Origin of the sequence: Thermobaculum terrenum ATCC BAA-798, assembly GCF_000025005.1 — a bacterium.
Classification (GTDB): domain Bacteria; phylum Chloroflexota; class Chloroflexia; order Thermobaculales; family Thermobaculaceae; genus Thermobaculum; species Thermobaculum terrenum.
This window is the reverse complement of record NC_013525.1, coordinates 1,820,880-1,840,139: the sequence shown is the minus strand read 5'-3', so window position 1 is coordinate 1,840,139 and position 19,260 is coordinate 1,820,880. Positions and strand designations below refer to the sequence as shown.

18 protein-coding genes are annotated in these 19,260 nt (G+C 48.1%); 12 read left to right on the top strand and 6 right to left on the bottom strand.

The features are described 5' to 3' along the window. Positions 1-25: 25 nt before the first annotated feature. Positions 26-1,462: a pyruvate kinase gene (pyk, locus tag TTER_RS08650; protein ID WP_012875641.1), complete on the bottom strand. Its 1,437-nt coding sequence runs from the start codon at positions 1,460-1,462 to the stop codon at positions 26-28. Positions 1,463-1,589: 127 nt separating this feature from the next. Here pyk and TTER_RS08645 point away from each other — a divergent pair, with 127 nt between their 5' ends. The 9 genes from TTER_RS08645 to TTER_RS08605 all read left to right on the top strand — a co-directional run bounded on the left by TTER_RS08645 (position 1,590) and on the right by TTER_RS08605 (position 9,623). Continuing rightward, positions 1,590-2,126 (top strand): RrF2 family transcriptional regulator, encoded by a 537-nt coding sequence (locus TTER_RS08645; protein ID WP_012875640.1) that lies wholly within the window; start codon positions 1,590-1,592, stop codon positions 2,124-2,126. 29 nt (positions 2,127-2,155) lie between these two features. Further along, on the top strand, positions 2,156-2,929 hold the full coding sequence (sufC, locus tag TTER_RS08640; RefSeq protein ID WP_012875639.1) for a Fe-S cluster assembly ATPase SufC: 774 nt from the start codon (positions 2,156-2,158) through the stop codon (positions 2,927-2,929). A 43-nt stretch (positions 2,930-2,972) separates the two neighbouring features. After that, positions 2,973-4,382, top strand: a complete 1,410-nt coding sequence (gene sufB / locus TTER_RS08635; protein ID WP_012875638.1) for a Fe-S cluster assembly protein SufB — start codon at positions 2,973-2,975, stop codon at positions 4,380-4,382. Between the two features lie 81 nt (positions 4,383-4,463). Further along, entirely contained in the window at positions 4,464-5,768 is a 1,305-nt protein-coding gene (gene sufD, locus TTER_RS08630) for a Fe-S cluster assembly protein SufD (RefSeq protein WP_012875637.1), read from the top strand. A gap of 5 nt (positions 5,769-5,773) precedes the next feature. Then, entirely contained in the window at positions 5,774-7,027 is a 1,254-nt protein-coding gene (locus tag TTER_RS08625) for a cysteine desulfurase (protein WP_012875636.1), read from the top strand. Positions 7,028-7,066: 39 nt separating this feature from the next. After that, entirely contained in the window at positions 7,067-7,453 is a 387-nt protein-coding gene (gene sufU / locus TTER_RS08620; protein ID WP_012875635.1) for a Fe-S cluster assembly sulfur transfer protein SufU, read from the top strand. A gap of 51 nt (positions 7,454-7,504) precedes the next feature. After that, positions 7,505-7,822, top strand: coding sequence for a non-heme iron oxygenase ferredoxin subunit (locus TTER_RS08615; RefSeq protein ID WP_012875634.1), 318 nt, complete (start codon positions 7,505-7,507; stop codon positions 7,820-7,822). Positions 7,823-8,178: 356 nt separating this feature from the next. Continuing rightward, the gene (locus TTER_RS08610; protein ID WP_012875632.1) at positions 8,179-8,829 is read left to right on the top strand and encodes a translin family protein; all 651 of its coding nucleotides are present in this window, start codon (positions 8,179-8,181) and stop codon (positions 8,827-8,829) included. A 62-nt stretch (positions 8,830-8,891) separates the two neighbouring features. Continuing rightward, positions 8,892-9,623, top strand: a complete 732-nt coding sequence (locus TTER_RS08605; RefSeq protein ID WP_012875631.1) for a DUF554 domain-containing protein — start codon at positions 8,892-8,894, stop codon at positions 9,621-9,623. Here TTER_RS08605 and TTER_RS08600 read toward each other — a convergent pair. Further along, on the bottom strand, positions 9,600-11,903 hold the full coding sequence (locus TTER_RS08600; RefSeq protein WP_012875630.1) for a heavy metal translocating P-type ATPase: 2,304 nt from the start codon (positions 11,901-11,903) through the stop codon (positions 9,600-9,602). The genes TTER_RS08605 and TTER_RS08600 overlap by 24 nt on opposite strands. After that, a complete protein-coding gene (locus tag TTER_RS15390) occupies positions 11,869-12,294 on the bottom strand; it encodes an ArsR/SmtB family transcription factor (protein WP_012875629.1) in 426 nt (141 codons plus the stop codon). The genes TTER_RS08600 and TTER_RS15390 overlap by 35 nt, the downstream gene beginning before the upstream one ends. A gap of 84 nt (positions 12,295-12,378) precedes the next feature. Between TTER_RS15390 and cutA the strand changes: the two genes are divergently transcribed. Then, on the top strand, positions 12,379-12,750 hold the full coding sequence (gene cutA / locus TTER_RS08595; RefSeq protein WP_012875628.1) for a divalent-cation tolerance protein CutA: 372 nt from the start codon (positions 12,379-12,381) through the stop codon (positions 12,748-12,750). Here the strand turns inward: cutA and TTER_RS08590 are convergent. Genes TTER_RS08590 through TTER_RS08580 form a run of 3 tightly spaced genes read right to left on the bottom strand, consistent with a single transcriptional unit; the run spans position 12,737 to position 14,614 of the window. Next, a complete protein-coding gene (locus TTER_RS08590; RefSeq protein WP_012875627.1) occupies positions 12,737-12,976 on the bottom strand; it encodes a YtxH domain-containing protein in 240 nt (79 codons plus the stop codon). The genes cutA and TTER_RS08590 overlap by 14 nt on opposite strands. Before the next feature lie 35 nt (positions 12,977-13,011). Next, positions 13,012-13,740: an ABC transporter ATP-binding protein gene (locus tag TTER_RS08585; protein WP_012875626.1), complete on the bottom strand. Its 729-nt coding sequence runs from the start codon at positions 13,738-13,740 to the stop codon at positions 13,012-13,014. Then, positions 13,724-14,614 carry a deoxyribonuclease IV gene (locus TTER_RS08580; protein ID WP_012875625.1) on the bottom strand — a complete coding sequence of 297 codons (891 nt, stop codon included), beginning with the start codon at positions 14,612-14,614 and terminating at the stop codon, positions 13,724-13,726. Before TTER_RS08580 ends, TTER_RS08585 begins: the two co-directional genes overlap by 17 nt. Before the next feature lie 83 nt (positions 14,615-14,697). Between TTER_RS08580 and TTER_RS14795 the strand changes: the two genes are divergently transcribed. Together TTER_RS14795 and TTER_RS14790 are read left to right on the top strand one after the other, a co-directional pair. Next, positions 14,698-16,719, top strand: a complete 2,022-nt coding sequence (locus tag TTER_RS14795; protein ID WP_012875624.1) for a protein kinase domain-containing protein — start codon at positions 14,698-14,700, stop codon at positions 16,717-16,719. A 203-nt stretch (positions 16,720-16,922) separates the two neighbouring features. Further along, positions 16,923-19,253 (top strand): protein kinase domain-containing protein, encoded by a 2,331-nt coding sequence (locus TTER_RS14790; RefSeq protein ID WP_012875623.1) that lies wholly within the window; start codon positions 16,923-16,925, stop codon positions 19,251-19,253. Positions 19,254-19,260: the final 7 nt, after the last annotated feature.

Here is a 19,260-nt window from a genome sequence, read left to right as displayed (position 1 = left end):
ATGGTTTATTCTTTCTCCATAATGGCTAAGTGTCCGACCCTGCGACTACGTGCAACTTGATGAAGTTAGTTTTTGTTGGACCTGGAATAGGCATGCCACCAGTTATCAATATCATAGATCCAGGTTCTACGTAGCCACGGTCCAGCAAGTCTTGTTCTACCCAGGCTACAGAGTCTTCAATCCTGTCTTGCTTAGGCATTAGCAGTGCTCTTACACCCCACCAGAGCGCCAGTCTTCGCCTTACTTTTTCTGAATATGTATAGGCAAGAATAGGCACACTAACTCTAGTGCTACTCATAATCTGGGCGGTGTAACCGCTCCTGGTCATGGGAACTACAGCACACACTTCGGGTAAATCCTCAGCCATGGAACATGCTGCGTCACTGAGAGCACGAACTGGATTCATGTTGGTGAAGGACTCCGTCTTTCGCGTTGGTATGCTCTTCTCGGTCTCCATGGCTATTCTTCTCATCATGCGTACAGCTTCAACTGGATATTTGCCTACGGCTGTCTCTCCAGAGAGCATTACAGCATCCGTCCCATCTAGAATCGCATTGGCGACATCGCTTGCCTCTGCTCTAGTGGGTCTGGGACTTGAGATCATGCTCTCCAACATCTGGGTGGCTGTTATAGCTGGGAGTCCTCTTTCCTGACATTTCCTTATTACCTGCTTCTGAATTATGGGTACTCTTTCAGGCGGCATCTCAACTCCAAGGTCACCGCGAGCTACCATTACTCCATCACTTACACAGAGGATGTCGTCTAGATTGGCTATGGCCTCAGGCTTCTCGAGCTTTGATATCACTGGAGCATCTGAATCTAAGTCTCTTAGCACTTTCTTGGCTAGCTCTACGTCAGATGGTTTCCTAACGAAGCTTAGCGCCACATAGTCTACTTCTAGTTCACGCCCTATCTTTAGGTCCTGAATATCCTTTTCGGTCAGTGCGGGAGTGCTGAGGGGTACTCCCGGAAGGTTTATTCCCTTGTGCTCATAAAGGAACCCCCCTCGTACTACTTCACACAACACATCGGTATCCTTCGAGTCTAGAACCCTTAACTCGAGGTTGCCGTCATCAAGGAGTATTATGTCTCCCGGCTTGGTATCCTCTGCTATATGCTCATAAGTAGTGGGTACTAGCTTGGCATTCCCCAACACCGGTCTGCTGGTTAGAGTGATCCTGTCGCCTGCACTCAGCGTTATAGGTCCACCACCTTCGAACTCTCCTACTCTTATCTTGGGTCCTTGAAGATCTTGCAATATGGATACAGGGATATCTAAAAGAGAAGAGATCTTTCTGATAGACTTAGCGACAGAGGCATGCATCTCTGGATCGGAATGCGAGAAGTTGAGTCGGAAGACGTCGACGCCTGCCTCTATCAGCGCACGAATCATGGTCTCGCTGCTGGTCGCTGGACCTATGGTAGCTACAATTTTGGTCGCTGGCCGTATAGTCCTGGGCATCTTCTCCCCTAAAGAATTTTGTTTCTTCGGCGGTTATTCTACCAATTATAAAGCTCTTTAAGTGGCAGGTACACTTAGCAAAGCTGATGAAAATCTGCTATACTAATTCCGACTTAGGAGGTCGGAATTGGTTGCTAGAGAACGAGCACTCTTTTCTATAAGGGCCGAGTATGGCGTAAGACTGATGATGATGCTGGCTCGGGAATATGGTAAGGGACCGCTATCACTTGCACGTGTAGCTGAAGAAGAACTTTTGCCCTTGCCTTACTTGGAACAACTTATAGCCAACCTGCGCAGAGATGGGTTGGTTGTGAGCCATCGTGGCGCCAAGGGTGGGTATGAGTTAGCAAAGCCACCTGAAGAGATTACCATGGGTGAGATAATAAGGTCTCTTGAAGGTCCTATAGTGCCCATGGTGTGCGCTACTGAAGACGAGTCGGAGATTACTTGTTATAAAGGTGATTATTGCTCGGCCCAGATTTTATGGTCTAGAGTTAGGGATGCGGTCAGGCAGGTTTTAGATTCTACAAAACTCTCTGAAATCGCCAATATAGGCGAAGCTGCGGGAGAAGAGGGGTGCTGTTCCAGCAACCAGATCACACCCCATAAGCTGCAACTGCACTTGGGGCACAAACCTGAATCTTATCATAGGCTTAGTCAGTAAAAATCATAACTACGGAGTGGAGTTGGTATATGGACAAGGTGCTAGTTATCAAGGATCTACATGTCAAGTTAGCAGAAGAGGACAAGGAAATCATCAGGGGGCTGGATCTCGAACTTGAGAAAGGTAAAGTCCATGCTATCATGGGCCCCAACGGTTCTGGAAAGAGTACATTAAGCTATACGCTTGCGGGTCACCCCAACTACGAAGTTACAGAAGGCGACATACTATTTGAGGGCGAAAGCATTCTCGAGCTTGAGCCGGATGAGAGGGCTCAAAGAGGCATCTTTCTAGCGTTCCAGTACCCGATGGCTATACCAGGAGTGACCATGGCTAACTTCCTGCGTAGTGCGGTCAATGCTGTACGTCAGGCCAGGGGTGAGGCCCCCATGCCAGTACCCGAATTCCGCAAGAAGTTAAATGAGAAAATGGCCATGCTCAAGATGGATAGGAGCTTTGCCAGCAGATACATAAACGACGGCTTCTCTGGAGGGGAGAAGAAGAGGGCTGAGATCTTGCAGATGGCTATGCTCGAACCCAAACTGGCCATTATGGATGAGACCGACTCTGGATTGGATATTGACGCTCTTAGGATAGTGGCTGATGGCGTCAATACCCTCAAGACCAAAGATATGACGGTCCTGCTCATCACGCACTATCAAAGAATCCTCAATTACATCAAGCCTGATGTGGTTCACGTACTAGTCGATGGCAGGATCGTTACCTCTGGCGGTCCCGAGCTAGCCCTGGAGCTAGAAGATAAGGGCTACGATTGGGTCCGTCAGGAATTTGCGGCTGCAGTCTAGCTACCTTGTTAGGCTGTTTAGGAATTTGGAAGGAGTTTGCAAAATGGCTATAACAGAAGAAGAGCTGAGGCATTCTGAAGATCGATACGAGTACGGCTTTAAGGATCCTGAGAACTATGTTTTCAAGAGCCGCAAAGGGCTATCTCCCGAGGTAGTCAAAGAGATCTCCTGGATGAAAGGTGAGCCGGAGTGGATGACTAAGTTCCGGCTAAAGGCCCTAGATCACTTCCTTAAGAGGCCAATGCCTACCTGGGGTGGTGATCTGAGCGAGATCAACTTCGATGATATCTACTACTACGTCAAGCCTGTCGAAAGACAGGGCAGGTCCTGGGATGAAGTGCCCGACTATATCAAGCAGACGTTTGATCGCTTGGGTATCCCTGAAGCTGAGCGGAAGTTTCTAGCCGGTGTTGGTGCTCAGTATGAGTCCGAGGTTGTATATCACAACCTTAGGAAGGAGCTTGAGTCTCAGGGAGTTATATTCCTCGATACAGATACAGGATTGAAGGAATACCCTGAACTGTTCAAAGAGTATTTTGGTACAGTTGTGCCGCCTAACGACAATAAATTCGCGGCTCTGAACAGCGCCGTATGGAGCGGTGGTTCATTTATATACGTTCCTGAGGGCGTCAAGGTAGAGCTGCCCCTGCAGGCATACTTCCGTATAAATGCCGAGAACATGGGTCAGTTCGAGCGCACCTTGATCATAGCTGACAAGGGTAGCTACGTACACTACGTGGAAGGATGTACCGCACCTGTCTACAGCACTGACTCCCTGCACTCTGCTGTGGTCGAGATCATAGTCAAAGAGGGGGCAAGGGTTCGCTACACGACTATACAGAACTGGTCGAAGAATGTGTACAACCTGGTTACTAAGAGAGCTGTGGCATACAAGGATGCCACTATGGAGTGGGTTGATGGTAACCTTGGCTCTAAGCTGACTATGAAGTATCCATCGATCTATCTAATGGAGCCAGGTGCTAAGGGTGAGATCCTATCCGTAGCCTTCGCGGGTCATGGACAGCATCAGGATGCAGGTGGGAAGGTCATACATGTGGCTCCTTATACCACTTCTACCATTACTTCGAAGTCCATAAGCAAGAATGATGGTAGAGCTAGCTATCGCGGCCTTCTCAAGGTGTATCCGGATGCTCATCACTGCAAGAGCAACGTGCGCTGCGATGCGCTGCTACTCCATGAAGAAAGCCGAACGGATACCTACCCATACATTGAGATTGAGAACGACCAGGTAGAGATAGGTCACGAAGCAACCGTTAGTAAGGTTGGCGAAGAGCAGCTCTTCTACCTGATGAGTAGGGGTATATCCGAAGCTGAAGCCTACAGCATGATAGTGACGGGCTTTATCGAGCCCATCGCAAAGGAGCTCCCGATGGAGTATGCTGTTGAGCTCAATAGGCTTATCCAGTTGGAGATGGAAGGCTCCGTAGGATAGTGAAACCTTGCTGGGAAGAGGGTGTTCCCCTCTTCCCAGAGCCCCCAGATATTATCAATTCAGTTGGTTGAAGGGAGAGGGATGGAAGTTACGAGAACAGCTATCAATACAGGTCGCATTTCACGCGAGACGGTGATTAATCTTTCAGAATCCTTGAATGAGCCCGAGTGGTTTAGAGACCTCAGACTTAGGGCTTGGGAGGCATTTGAAAATACTCCAATGCCCACGCTACAGGATGAAGAGTGGCGAAGAACGGATATTCGGGCTCTCAACTTCGATAATTTCCAGGTTCCACTAGAAGCATCCTCTAGCTATCTACCTGAGAGCTCTGAGGACCATAGAAGTGGCTTCGCTCAGTTTGTGGATGGCAGGCTAGTTCAATCTTGGCTAGATGATTCTCTGGCAGCTAAAGGGGTAATAATGACCGATCTCTCAACAGCTGCCAGGGAGTATCCTGATTTGCTTAGGCAGTATCTTTTCTCAGTAGTGCCTGATGCCTACAGTAAATTTGCTGCCTTGGCTAATGCTTTTGGTAATGGAGTCTTTGTATACGTTCCTAATAATGTCCAAGTAGACCTGCCAGTGCAGATCAGTTTCACGCTCAGTAGCCCGGGGCTAGCTGTGTTCCCCAGATCCTTAGTGGTGGCTGAGAGGGGCTCCAGTCTGGCCATCATAGAGCGCTATTATACCGAAGACTGGAAGGATGAGCCGGAGTCCCTGAGTGTTGCTGGAGCCGAAGTAGTGGCAGGTGAAGGATCGCAACTACGGTATGTAAGCGTGCAGGAACTGGGAAGAAACTTCTGGCACTTCCTCGTACAGAGACACAAAGTACTAAAAGATGCTCAGGAAAACAGCCTAAACATAGGTCTCGGCGGTAAACTTTCTAAGTCTAACGTAGAGACTATCATGGCCGAGAAGGGCGGAGTTTCTGAGCTGCTTGGTATATACTTCGGCGATGATTCTCAGTTCTTTGATTACCACACTCTTCAGGATCATGCTCAACCTAACTGTACAAGTGACCTTCTATACAAAGGTGTGCTGAAGGATACAGCAAGAGCTGTCTTTAGTGGGCTTATTAAGGTCAGACCTGGAGCTCAGAAGACGGATGCCTACCAGACAAATCGCAACCTGTTGCTATCCGACAGCGCACGCGCTGACTCTATTCCTAATCTTGAAATAGAGGCCAACGATGTACGCTGTAGCCATGGTGCGAGCGTTGGTCCCATAGATAAAGAACAGCTCTTCTACCTGATGGCTCGAGGGCTTAGTAGGAAAGCTGCCGAGAGGATGATAGTTGATGGCTTCTTTGAGCCAATAGTGAATAGAATCCCGCTTGAGGGAGTAAGAGACAGACTTCTGGCTGCTATAGATAAGAAAATGGAGTGATAACTATGGCTGTTTCGACTACTACTAGAGCGCAAACCGTTGATTGGGATTCGATACGCAATGATTTCCCAGTACTCCAGCAATCCCACAATGGTAAAAGGCTTGTCTACCTAGATAGCGGTGCTACAAGCCAGAAACCTAAGGTCGTCATAGACGCGCTCAATGAGTATTACAGCCGGTACAACGCTAACGTTCACCGTGGAGTATATAAACTGAGCGAGGAGTCTACTGCTCGCTACGAAGAAGCCAGGGTCAAGATCCAGAAGTTTATCAACGCTCGCAGTCCTAAAGAGGTCATATTCACCTCCAACGCTACTGGGTCTATTAACCTTGTGGCTTATAGCTGGGGAAGAGCTAATGTTCGTCAGGGAGATATCATAGTTTTCACTGAAATGGAACATCACTCCAACATAGTTCCCTGGCAAATTCTTTCCCAGATGACTGGTGCTAGACTGGAATTCGTTCACATCACAGATGATGGTTATCTCAGATGGGAGGATATAGATAGGGTGTTGCAGTTACGGCCAAAGATTTTGGCCGTAACTGCGGCTTCCAATGTGCTAGGTACCATAAATCCCATTGAGGAGATAGTAAAAGCTGCGCACTCCGTGGGCACCTTAGTGTTGGTCGACGCAGCACAGGCTGCACCTCACATGCCAGTCGATGTTCAGAAATGGGATGCAGACTTCGTGGCCTTCACCGGCCATAAGATGTTAGGCCCAACTGGCATAGGGGTTCTTTATGGTAAGAGGGAACTGCTTGAGTCGATGCCACCATTCTTTGGTGGTGGTGACATGATAAGGGAGGTCCATCTAGAGTGGACCCGCTACAACGATCTGCCCTGGAAGTTTGAGGCTGGAACTCCTCATATAGCTGGAGTAATTGGGCTGGGAGTAGCAGTAGATTATCTTTCGGCTATAGGTATGGAGAACGTCCGAGAGCATGAGCGGGAATTGGTAGAATACGCACTAGAGCAGCTATCACAGGTGCCAGATCTAGTGCTGTATGGTCCGCCAGCCAAGGACCATGGAAGTGCCGTTAGCTTCAATCTTGGGGATATACATCCCCATGATCTCGCACATATTCTGGATCAGGAAAATATAGCTGTCAGGGCTGGTCACCACTGTGCTCAACCTCTTATGGAGAGATTGGGTTGCGCAGCTACCACTAGAGCCAGCTTCTATATCTACAACACCAAAGAGGATGTCGACGCCTTGGTCGAAGGACTTTGGAAGGCCCGAGAGGTGTTCAAACTATAGTAGAATTACTGGTTAGATTACTTTGAACTAAGGTTTGGTATGGAAGATTTCTACAGAGAGTACATACTGGATCATTACAGGAATCCACGCAATAAAGGGACAATAGATAATCCTGACCTATCGTATGAAGACTCTAATCCTCTCTGCGGCGATGAGATCAGGATAGATCTCCGCATCAGAGATGATGTGGTTGAAGAGGTTAAATTCTCAGGCAGGGGATGTGCGATATCTCAGGCCTCAGCCTCGATGCTAACTGAGATGGTAGAAGGTAAACCTCTGGAGGAAGTCAAGCAGATATCTAAAGAGGATGTGCTTGACATGCTGGGGATACAGCTGAGTCCTGTTAGAGTCAAGTGCGCTCTCCTTAGTCTGAAAGTGCTCAAAGGTGCGGTCTACGGTATTCCTCACACTGATGAGGACCTCTAGTCATTAGTCCTTATTTTATGACTTTATTACCTATGGGAGAGTTATTCCTGTATGGGGCAGTGGTATGCTGTTGCTAAAACTAAGGATATAAGGCCAGGCGAGGTCAAGCATGTAGAGCTGCAAGGAAAGGAGATAGGCATATATGAGGTAGATGGCGAATATTATGCCATCTCCGACATATGCTCGCATGAGTATGCTCGTTTATCTGAAGGTGAATTTTATCCAGATGAATACTTAGTTGAGTGTCCTCTCCACGGCTCTCAGTTTGACATAAGAACTGGCCGTCCAAGAAGTTTACCGGCGGTGAGACCGGTTCCTGTCTATCAAATCCGCGTAAATGGAGATGATCTAGAAATATACCTCGACTAATTACCCGTGCTCCTCTGCAACTCTACAGAGGAGCACTTTTATCTTCTGGTAATGTTATAATCCGTCAAAAATCCGTTGTATAAGGCGAATAAACAATTGTGCATTCTGTGGGTGATCGAAGATCTGATGCAGGGCTTCCCGATATGATCTGCTGCCCGCGTTGTCGAGGACCTCTTGAGTTGGCTGATAGCCACGTGCTCTGTACAAGCTGCGGGCAGTCATACTTGCAGGTTGAGGGGGTCTTGATCTTGCAGTATCCCCCAGAGGATATAAATAAGAGGGGGCTTATGGATATAGTAGGGGAGTTGATAACCTTCAGACTTGATAAGTAAAAGACAGTCCCATAAGGAGGATGAATGTCGATAGCAACTGAGATAGGCCTAGATAAAATAGGTTCTGATGCGCTTTCCAAGCTTGAAGCCAAGCACAACGTGCGTGAGATAGCATTGACCGTATCCAGAGCTATAATTAGAGCTTCTGCAAACGCCATTCGTGCCACCCACAGAGACGAATTTGATGAAGCTCAAAAGGATCTTGATGCTGTTGCAGAGCAGATAGCTGATCTCAAACAGCAATTGCATGATCATCCAGATATATATTGGGCCGGTTATGTACAAGATGCTCTGAAGGAGTATGCGGAAGCTAGAATCACCCTGTCACTGATACGCCACAATGCTGTGCCGCATATGGATGAGATAGGGGTGGATGTGTCGCCCTATCTGAATGCTCTTGGAGAGGCGGTAGGCGAGCTCCGCAGAAAAGTATTAGATATCATTCGGCATCAGGATGTTGAGCAAGCCGAGCGCTTTCTGGAGATCATGGACGAGATCTATAACTTGCTAGTGACCGTAGATTATCCAGATGCCCTCACCGGTGGTCTGCGCCGCACTACCGATAACGTTAGAGGTATATTGGAAAGAACCAGGGGTGATCTTACCATCGCTCTCAGGCAGCAAAGGCTGGAGAAGGCGCTTACAACTTTCTACAACAAGATAGATATGCAATAGTTATTTATTGACGATCTAGGCGATCGCTACATGTTGGAGGTGTAAATATAAACGCCTTCCAGATGCTATCAGGAACCCTACTCAATGTAGTAACAGTCTCTGTGGGTTCTACTCTGGGGCTAATAGTTGGCCAGAAGATGCCGGATAGAATCCACAAGATTATTTTTGATGGGCTAGGATTGCTCACCCTCCTTGTTGGTGTCCAGATGGGTTTGGAGACAAGGAATGTTTTGCTCCTGCTTGGGGCTGTCCTGATCGGTGGAATAATAGGTGAGTTGCTGAAGATAGAGAGCAACCTCGATAGGTTTGGCAGCTGGGCTCAGCACAAACTCACTAGGGGTAACGATGGTCGTTTTAGCGAAGCTTTTGTGGCTTCGAGCCTTGTATTCTGTGTTGGGCCAATGACCATCACGGGCAGTCTGCAGAATGGGCTAACGGGTGATTATAGGTTACTTGCATTGAAGTCTTTCCTGGACCTATTTAGCTCTTTCGCCTTCGCCGCATCCTTGGGGTGGGGAGTATTTCTCTCGATACTCACAATTTTGATTTTTCAGGGAGGATTATCCCTCGGGGCAGGACTCTTCTCGGGGATACTAAACGATGCACAAATAATCAGCGAACTCACCGCGGTTGGTGGAATACTGATCATAGGTATAGGCATCAGGTTACTAGATGTAAAACGTATACCTGTGGCTAATTTCTTACCTGCTCTGATAGTCTCACCATTATTAGTTACAGCAGTTAGAAATCTAGAACCTGTATTTAGAAATCTATTCAGCGGGTTTATGTCTTAGTATTCTCATAGCGTTCGCCGTAACGATGATCGATGCCCCTGTATCCGCCAATATGGCAAGCCACAGACTCGTTATACCTATAGCCGACAGCAATATTATCGCTGCCTTGATGAACAAGGAGAAAGCTATGTTCGATTTGATAGTGGTCAAGGTGCTTCTAGACAGCTTAATTGCGAAAGGTAGCTTGGTCAGATCACTCGACATTAATGCTATATCAGAGGTCTCGATAGCTGTGTCGCTACCAGCTGCTCCCATGGCGATACCTAAATCTGCTGCAGCCATTGCCGGAGCATCGTTTATACCGTCGCCTACCATTGCCACCTTTCCATATTCGTCTTTGAGCTCCCGAATGGCTTGAACTTTGTCCTCTGGTAAAAGCTCTGCTCGATATTCATCTATACCCAGTCGTTGAGCAAGCGATCGGGCTGTAGTAGAGTTATCGCCGGTGAGCATGACTATGTGTTGTATTCCGTTTTCCTTCAGTTTCTGTATTACTTCCCGTGACTCAGGTCTAGGTTCATCTTCGACCGCTATAGCCCCAAAAACTTCTCTATCGGATCCCACTATCAATACTGTTCTACCATTCTCCTGCCACTTCTTTATCACGTGTGACAGTTTGCTTATATCTACTCCTAGTTCTTCAAACAATCTAGGTGTTCCTATGTAGTAAGTGGTACCATCGATAGTAGCCCTTGCTCCTCGCCCCGTGATAGCTTCAAAGTCCGATATTTCCTTTGCTATAAGCTCAAATTCACTCTCGTCGTGAGGATAGAGATGTTGATGTTGATCCCCGTGCACATGCTGAGGACTGGCAGTTACCTCTAGCTCTCTCCTTCTTAATATAGCTGCTGCCAGGGGATGCTCAGATCTCTCTTCGATAGTAGCTGCAAGGGATATAACCTCTTCAGGCTCATAGCCATCGGTAGCATACACCTCCACTACCTCAGGTCTTCCATGGGTCAGGGTGCCAGTTTTATCGAAGGCTATAGCACCAATTTGTCCAGCTAGCTCTATATAACCACCACCCTTTATCAGCATCCCATGCCGAGATGCATTAGCTAGCGCAGCAACTATAGCTACCGGAGTGGATATTACTAGAGCACATGGACAACTTATGACTAGCAATGTTAGCGCCCTATAGAACCAGGGTATAAAAGGCTCTCCCATTAATGGTGGTATCACTGCCAATAGTATGGCCAATGCTATTACAGCTGGAGTGTAGTATTTGGCGAAACGCTCCATAAAACGCTCGGTCTTGGCGCGATTGGCTCCAGCTGTTTCTATCAGCCTTGTAATTCGAGCAAGAGTACTATCCTCCGCTAGCTTTGTTACTTCTACTTCCAGGTAACCTCTTTGGTTCAGAGTGCCAGCATAGACTTCATCTCCAGGTGATTTCTCCACAGGTAGACTCTCGCCAGTTATAGGGGCTTGATTAACGGTGGAATAGCCAGAAATTACGCGTCCGTCCATGGCTATCCTCTCACCGGGACGTACGAGCATCACATCCTGCAGCTCTACTTCCTCTACAGGCAGCTGTATGGTTTCGCTACCCCTTCTGATTCTTGCTACTTGTGGGGCTATCTGGAGGAGTTCCTGTATTGCGTTGCGAGCTCGATTGATAGTTAGCGATTCCATTCCCTCGCCAAGAGAGAATAGCATCACTACGGTAGCAGCCTCAGCCCATTGATTGATTATTACAGCTCCTAATACGGCTATCGTCATCAGAAGGTCTATACTAGCGGTCCTTGTCCTTAGGAGTGCTATTACGCCGGAGCGAGCAATATTGTATCCTCCAAAAACTATGGCCAGTCCGTAAAATATCAGCTGAATCAGGTTTACTTTTTCTAAGCTAAGGCCAAATACGGCTAGTATTGATGGTATCTCTGGGAACTGGGGGATTATCCCTTTACTGTTGAGGAAACCGAAGATAACGCCTAGTAGATAGAAGAATCCTGCGGTGATAGCTGCTCTTAGCTGCTGTATATGCAGTACCTGCGAAATCCAATCATTATTTCTTACCGGGGTCGATTCGGTATCAACATTGTTTTGGCCTACAGGTTCTGCACCGTAACCTGCTGATCGAATAGCCTTGACTAACTTGCCAGCAGTATCCTCTTTGTGTGATTCGTCTTGCAGAGTAACCTGTACACTTGATGTGCTAAAGTTTACGTTGCAGTCACTAACTCCCTCAACGGATCGAACTGCGCTCTCTACAACCCTTGCACAGCTAGCACAGTCCATCCCCTCAACTTTGATAACGATCTTCTCTGCTTGATTCATGCTCTTCCTCATCATCTGCTTCACTTTCAAGTAAGTGATTTAGAGTTTGTTGAATGAGGTTGACCACGTGATCATCACATAATTGATAGTAAACTGTACGACCTGTCTTACGATACTTGACAAGCCGCATAGCCCTTAGCAACCTTAGTTGATGTGAAACAGTACTCTGCTTGAGTCCAAGTTTGCCTGCTATTTCACACACGCACGATTCGCCGCCAATCAAAAGAGTTATTATTTTCAGGCGTGTCGAATCGGCCAACACTCCAAATACCTCAGCTAGATCCAAAGCTAGATCATCACTGAGTGGTAAAGTATGTTTATAAGTAGAAGAAGGGCTATGCTCTTCGGCGCATATATCTTGCGGTTGTTCTAAGGCTTGTAACTTATTCATCACGCGCTTCCTGAATTCAATATATGAGCAACTATTCATATATATTCTACATAAACTCTTGATTGTCATCTAGGGGTGAACATCATGACGAACGAAATAGTACTGATTTATACCGTTTGTGGATCAGTTGAGGAGGCTGAGAAAATAAGCCATACGTTAATCCGCGAATCGCTTGCTGCCTGTACTAATTACTGGCCTATTCACAGCATGTATGTGTGGAAGGATGACCTAGTACACGACAGTGAAGTAAGCATGATAGTCAAGACAACACATGAAAAGATGGCCGAGGCTTGCAGGAGAATACAGGAGCTACACTCTTACGAGTTGCCCTGCATACTGACACTTTCTCCAACCTATGTTGATCCATCTTACGCGACGTGGATTATAGCTGAGACCAAAGGGAGTGTTAGTAAGGACTCCTCAGCTAATAACCGGGAGCTAGCTACTGAGACATAGCTCTTCTCTTGATAGCTAGCGCGTCTACCTTAGATTCCCACTCAGCCCTGAGCTCTCGCTCCCTGGCAGCCATTGCGCTCCTTGCGGCCTCGGCAGCTTCTCGCCGTCGAGCGTCAAGCTTTCTTTTCAATTCTTCGCCAGATTGAGGTGCAGCAACCATAGCTATTGCAGCTCCGACCGCTAGCCCAACTCCTGCCCCCAAGATGAACCTAAAGAGTTTACCCACTTATCTTCCCTCCAAATGCTAGATAGCACAAATCATTATAGTTCAGGTGACTCGTCTTCTGGATATTCCGGCTTAGGAATCAAGCCTTCTTTCTGTAGTATCCATACAGTGGCGCGATTGAGCAGCACTGACAGGAAAGATAACGTTATAAGCACGATCAATGGGGATATCAATATGCTCATCAGTCCAACTAATAGCGCCATTATCAGCAGGGTTGTAGTAAAGAAAGGATACCTCGAGAATGCCACAAATCCATTCCTAAGGGCCGTAAGAGCACCTTTCTCAGACCTAACCATCATGGGCCCGGCCAGAAATATAGTGCCAAACCAAATCCATCCTATGACGATGCTTACCATTGACAAAGGTACAGCCCAGGTAGCGTTTACCGAGAGATAAAAGCCCACTACAGTCAAAACGATGGCTATTCCAAGAACCTCCAGCCCCAGGAGCATCCAAGCTCTGCTCGCATCGCTTCTAGCATGCCTTAGCATCAGAGTAACTTCTGGCCTTTCGTTGTACACTAGAGATTCAGCCGTAACATGTAGCAGGCCAATCAACAATGGAGCACCTACGATCACGAATAGCAATATACCCACTACGATCGTAGCCAGAGGATGTATACCAATGGCATCCATCCCCAGACCTATTAAGAAAGGCAGCAGAATAGCTCCTACGGCCACCACCACGTTACAAACACTGTATCCGACTAGATTGAACCAAGTGTCTCCTATAGATCTGAAGAATACCTTAATTGCCGATATCATCTTTGCCTTCCCACCACTGCCTAAGCTTTTTTATTTGCTCTGCACCTGAATTCTTATCTGCTATCTGAGGCGTTTCGAGTATCCAAGGTTTGAATCGGATGCCAGGATTGGTGAGTAAAGCCTTCCATCCTCTCTCCCCAATTATTCCCTCGCCTATGTTCTCATGCCTATCCCTTCCGCCCCCAATACGCACATTAGTATCGTTGGCATGTATTAATTTTAGCTTATCCAACCCTATTTTTTGATCAAACTCCTCAAAAGTTTGGTTGACAGCATCCTCAGAGGATAGATCGTACCCAGCAGCCCATATATGAGCAGTATCCAAGCATATAGCAGCTCTCTTTGTATCACCTATTTTATAGAGTATCCGTGCTAAGTCATCGAAGGTTGATCCCAAGCTGTTCTTGGTGCCGGCACTAGTCTCCAGAAGAACGGGTACCTCATCCGTATTATCAAGTGCTGTTTTAACACTATTCACAAGGTTTTTTTCCGCCTCTTCTCTTGTGGTACCTGATGATGACCCTAAGTGTATAACCACACCTTGTGCCCCTAACCTCTTGCCCCAATGCAGATAGGAGATTATGGAACTGATGCTCTTCTCTCTTAGTTCGGTATTTGGGGCGGCAGGATTTAAGAGATATATTGCATGTAGGAAGATGGCGCGAAAATTGCTTTGATTGTATGCATCAATGAATAACTGCACCTCTTCATCAGGATGTGCGGGCTCTCTCCATTGTTGGGGAGCACTCACGAAGATTTGTATGCAGTTGGCACCGATTTCGAGTGCCCTTGGTATGGCCTTGCTTAGTCCTCCCCCTATACCAACATGTGCGCCTATTAGAGGTTCCTGGATAGTCTTATTTTTCTCATTCATGCTGAGAAATATATCACATCATGCGACCTCAAGTGCGATTTTGTCTCTAAGCAGTCTGGCCTGGATAGCCTGGAAAATCAGCTATGTATAGGGTGTTAGACAACCGTTACGAGGTAGAGTGGAAGGTAGGGCAGGGTGGAGCAGCGGAGGTATACCGAGCTGTGGACCTGAGGCTTGGGAGGGTGGTGGCGCTGAAGGTATTGAGGGCTGGTCATGCCCAGGATGAGAAGTTCAGGGCCAGGTTCATCAACGAGGCCAGGGCAGCAGCGAGGTTGTCGCATCCCAACATAGTGGATGTGTACGACTATGATGAGGTGGATGGGACGTACTTCATAGCGATGGAGTACGTGGATGGGAAGAACCTCAAGGAGTACATCAGGGAGAGGGGTAGGCTGAGTGAGGGGGAGGCGATAAGGATCACGGAGCAGATATTGGAGGGATTGAGTGCGGCGCACAGGGCGGGTTTGGTGCATCGGGACATGAAGCCGCAGAACGTGATGGTGACGGAGGGTGGTGTAGTCAAGATCACGGATTTTGGGATAGCGAAGGCAGTTGGGGATGCTGGGATGACGGAGGCTGGGGTGGCGTTTGGGACGCCACACTATTTGTCTCCTGAGCAGGCCAGGGGAGATGAGGTGACGCCGCGGAGTGATGTGTACGCGGTGGGAGTGATGATGTATGAGATGTTGAGTGGGCGGCTACCTTTTGAGGGGGAGAATCCGATGAGGGTAGCGTATGCGCATGTTTTTGAGGAGCCTGAGGGGTTGAGGGAGGTAGCGCCGTGGGTGAGTGAGGGTTTAGTGAGGGTGGTGGAGAGGGCGATGGCGAAGGATCCATTGGAGAGGTATGGGGATGCTGGGGAGATGTTGAGGGATCTGAGGAATCTGCCTCTGCCTGCTGATTCCCACTATAACCAGGATGCAATGTACGAACTCACCAGCGATTTTTCTAAGCATAATTCTTATGTGGATCCTTGGGGAGTAACTACCTCTTTGCCGAATGTCCCTAAATTTACCTCTGGTGGTCAGCACAAAAATCGAGTTGCTAGGACAGAAATAGCGGAACCTGGAGATAGTAAACGAGTTTCGAAACCGTTCTGGATACTGCTACCCGCTACTCTCTTGGTGTCAGCGTGCGTGTTGCTTGGAGCGACATTTGTTCCCTTCGTAAGTTCTCGAATTCCTCCTATTGTTACCGAAACCCCGGATTCTAACCTTAATACGCCTTCTGAGTCTCCCTACCCAGTAGTATTAGTGTCTACTCCCATTCCCACTGAGAGAACGTACTATCTTCGGGGTAGCGTTCCGGCTCCTCCAGAGAATTTGACAGCTGTAGCCTTATCTCCTTATGCCATCAAGCTATTTTGGGTGGATGTATCTCCAAACGAAGATGCATATTTTATCTATAGAAAAACGAGTGGTGCTAGTTGGCGTCGCGTGGCAATACTAGGCCCTAACAGCATCTCTTATCTAGATAAAGGGTTGAAACCCAATACTGATTACACATACAAAGTATGTGCAGTTAATAGCCAAGGTAGCTCTAAATGCCCTGAAGCTTCCGCACACACAGATATCCTTCCCCCTACTTCTACTACTTACATTATTACCCCAACACCTGAGCTGGAGAACTCTCCTGAAGTTGTCCCAACTCCTACTTCTACTCCCACGCCTGAGCCAACTAATACTCCAGTAAGGCTTAATACTCCTATTAGTCGACCTACGGCAACTCCTACATCTACACCCACGCCTACACCTACACCCACCGTCGAGCCAACGCCAACTCCTACCAAGGAGCCAACTCCTACTCCGACAGCGACATCGACTCCTACACCATATCCAACTGTATTGCCTACTCCCACCAAGTCTAGCCCTCCAAGACCTACAGTTACACCTACTAATGTACCCACTCCTATCCCTACCATCTGGCCGACTCCAACAATCTCTCCCACTCAGGAACCGGTTCCTACTTCGACCCCAATGCCGCGTCCAGAGTCCACGGAGCCATTAACTACACCGACTGTAAGAGTTGAATCTTCAGGTACATATGTCCCAGCTACTCAAACACCGTCATCTATCTTGATCACTCAGACACCACAAAATCGCTAGCGAGGCATTTAGCTTATACTTGCAATATAACTTCGCCAGATCTGATATCCATTGAATTGCGTATTAGAGTACAGAATTCGCACAAATTAAGATGTATGGGTATCATATTGTGTGAGCTTTTCTTATGGAAACAAAGTAAAAGTATTCAAAGGGATTCATAGGTTAGCATTATTACAGCTTACCTTTTATAGGGGTTTGGAATAGTGGAGCTTGGTGTAATAGGCGGACGTTACGAGGTAGAGTGGAAGGTAGGGCAGGGTGGAGCAGCGGAGGTATACCGAGCTGTGGACCTGAGGCTTGGGAGGGTGGTGGCGCTGAAGGTATTGAGGGCTGGTCATGCCCAGGATGAGAAGTTCAGGGCCAGGTTCATCAACGAGGCCAGGGCGGCAGCGAGGTTATCGCATCCCAACATAGTGGATGTGTACGACTATGATGAGGTGGATGGGACGTACTTCATAGCGATGGAGTACGTGGATGGGAAGAACCTCAAGGAGTACATCAGGGAGAGGGGTAGGCTGAGTGAGGGGGAGGCGATAAGGATCACGGAGCAGATATTGGAGGGTTTGAGTGCGGCGCACAGGGCGGGTTTGGTGCATCGGGACATGAAGCCGCAGAACGTGATGGTGACGGAGGGTGGTGTAGTCAAGATCACGGATTTTGGGATAGCGAAGGCAGTTGGGGATGCTGGGATGACGGAGGCTGGGGTGGCGTTTGGGACGCCGCACTATTTGTCTCCTGAGCAGGCCAGGGGAGATGAGGTGACGCCGCGGAGTGATGTGTACGCGGTGGGAGTGATGATGTATGAGATGTTGAGTGGGCGGCTACCTTTTGAGGGGGAGAATCCGATGAGGGTAGCGTATGCGCATGTTTTTGAGGAGCCTGAGGGGTTGAGGGAGGTAGCGCCGTGGGTGAGTGAGGGTTTAGTGAGGGTGGTGGAGAGGGCGATGGCGAAGGATCCATTGGAGAGGTATGGGGATGCTGGGGAGATGTTGAGGGATCTGAGGAATCTGCCTCTGCCTGCTGATTCCCACTATAACCAGGATGCTTCCTCGGAGCCTACAGTTGCCGTCCCGGTGATGTCAATTGAATCTCCTCCATCTGAATCCACGCGCACTGCTTCGGTGATATCAGGTCCAAGAAGAACTTCAGTATATGGTGAGCCGGAGGAGGAATCTAGGTCACGCCTCTCACCTGCATGGTTGCTAGTACCTTTGCTGCTACTTGGTTTCTTGGGTGGATGCCTGTTGATGCGCAATAGTGTGCTATCTCTCCTTCCAGGAGGTGCTCAGAGCCTTGCGACACCTACTACAGGAATGCCACCTATAGTGGTGACAACTGGTCCTACTAGTACCCCGATAGAGCCATCTCCAACTCCGGCTTCAACTCCTACTCCCGTCTTGCCTTCTGCTCCAGAGAACTTGCGTGCAAGGTTATCTCCTGACGGAGAGGCCGTGGAGCTTACATGGACGGACACAGCATCTAATGAGACCGCCTATCTTGTTGAACGCTCGACCGATAATAGGGAGTGGTTCCTGTTATCTACCCTAGCTGCTAACTCGAATTCCTTTACTGATAACACTATTTCGCCTGGCAAGAAATATTATTACAGGGTGAGGGCGCGCGGTCCTGAGGGTTATTCTGACTATGCTCTTACGTCTATAGAGATTCCTAAGCCTACACCAGTACCTACAAATACCCCAACTCCTACGCCTACATTCACACCTACTCCTACACCCACACCCACTCCCACCAGAGAGCGCGTGTGGATGTATGCTGCAACAACAGATTACAGCAACGTAAATATGAGGCAAGATCCAGATCCTAACTCACCTAGACTTATAACAATTCCTTACGGTGCTAGAGTAAGGGCATTTATACCAGCCGTAGAGGGGGGGGATGGTAATGAGTGGTACGAAGTGATCTATAGAGGCATAAGAGGATATGTGTTGGCAGATCTTCTTACGATCCAAGCTCCACCACCAAAGCCTACTCCTACACCCACACCTACACCTACTACCGAGCCAACACCAACTCCCACTAGGGAACCAACTCCTACACCTACGCCTCGTTCTACACCAGCTCGAACTGGCTCGGTATCTATACGCCTTGAGGATAGTTTTTTCAGAGGAGGATGGAGCAATGAGGACGGATATAAGGGCAGGTCCGCACAATGGATATACGGACAGCGTACCCAGTATTGGCGTATGAGCACTCGTTTCGTATTATGGGGAGACAGAGAAGGGATGGCAACCCTCAAGCTTGTAGGCATGGACTCTGAAGATTCGAAGAAGACCAGGATAAGTATATTAATCAACGACCAAGAGATATTTAGAGGTCCTGACCCATTGCCAAACGACACCCAAAATTTGAATGATTCTGGTAATTGGGGGGAGAGTACAATTACCTTCCCGTCAAGTCTCTTAAATGACGGTAACAACACTCTAGAAATCCAAAACTTGGAGAAAAATGGTGGTTTTGGGCGCCCACCTTGGTTTATGCTGGACTATGCGGTTGTTAGCTTTAATGTAGATTGAGCAAAGA

Coding starts and splice junctions, on each gene's coding strand:
- pyk (WP_012875641.1), bottom strand. CDS start 1,462: ATGCCCAGGACTATACGGCCAGCGACCAAAATTGTAGCTACCATAGGT.
- TTER_RS08625 (WP_012875636.1), top strand. CDS start 5,774: ATGGCTGTTTCGACTACTACTAGAGCGCAAACCGTTGATTGGGATTCG.
- TTER_RS08580 (WP_012875625.1), bottom strand. CDS start 14,614: ATGAATGAGAAAAATAAGACTATCCAGGAACCTCTAATAGGCGCACAT.
- TTER_RS15390 (WP_012875629.1), bottom strand. CDS start 12,294: ATGAATAAGTTACAAGCCTTAGAACAACCGCAAGATATATGCGCCGAA.
- TTER_RS08615 (WP_012875634.1), top strand. CDS start 7,505: ATGGGGCAGTGGTATGCTGTTGCTAAAACTAAGGATATAAGGCCAGGC.
- TTER_RS08605 (WP_012875631.1), top strand. CDS start 8,892: ATGCTATCAGGAACCCTACTCAATGTAGTAACAGTCTCTGTGGGTTCT.
- sufD (WP_012875637.1), top strand. CDS start 4,464: ATGGAAGTTACGAGAACAGCTATCAATACAGGTCGCATTTCACGCGAG.
- sufB (WP_012875638.1), top strand. CDS start 2,973: ATGGCTATAACAGAAGAAGAGCTGAGGCATTCTGAAGATCGATACGAG.
- TTER_RS08585 (WP_012875626.1), bottom strand. CDS start 13,740: ATGATATCGGCAATTAAGGTATTCTTCAGATCTATAGGAGACACTTGG.
- cutA (WP_012875628.1), top strand. CDS start 12,379: ATGACGAACGAAATAGTACTGATTTATACCGTTTGTGGATCAGTTGAG.
- TTER_RS08610 (WP_012875632.1), top strand. CDS start 8,179: ATGTCGATAGCAACTGAGATAGGCCTAGATAAAATAGGTTCTGATGCG.
- TTER_RS08600 (WP_012875630.1), bottom strand. CDS start 11,903: ATGAATCAAGCAGAGAAGATCGTTATCAAAGTTGAGGGGATGGACTGT.
- sufC (WP_012875639.1), top strand. CDS start 2,156: ATGGACAAGGTGCTAGTTATCAAGGATCTACATGTCAAGTTAGCAGAA.
- TTER_RS14795 (WP_012875624.1), top strand. CDS start 14,698: ATGTATAGGGTGTTAGACAACCGTTACGAGGTAGAGTGGAAGGTAGGG.
- sufU (WP_012875635.1), top strand. CDS start 7,067: ATGGAAGATTTCTACAGAGAGTACATACTGGATCATTACAGGAATCCA.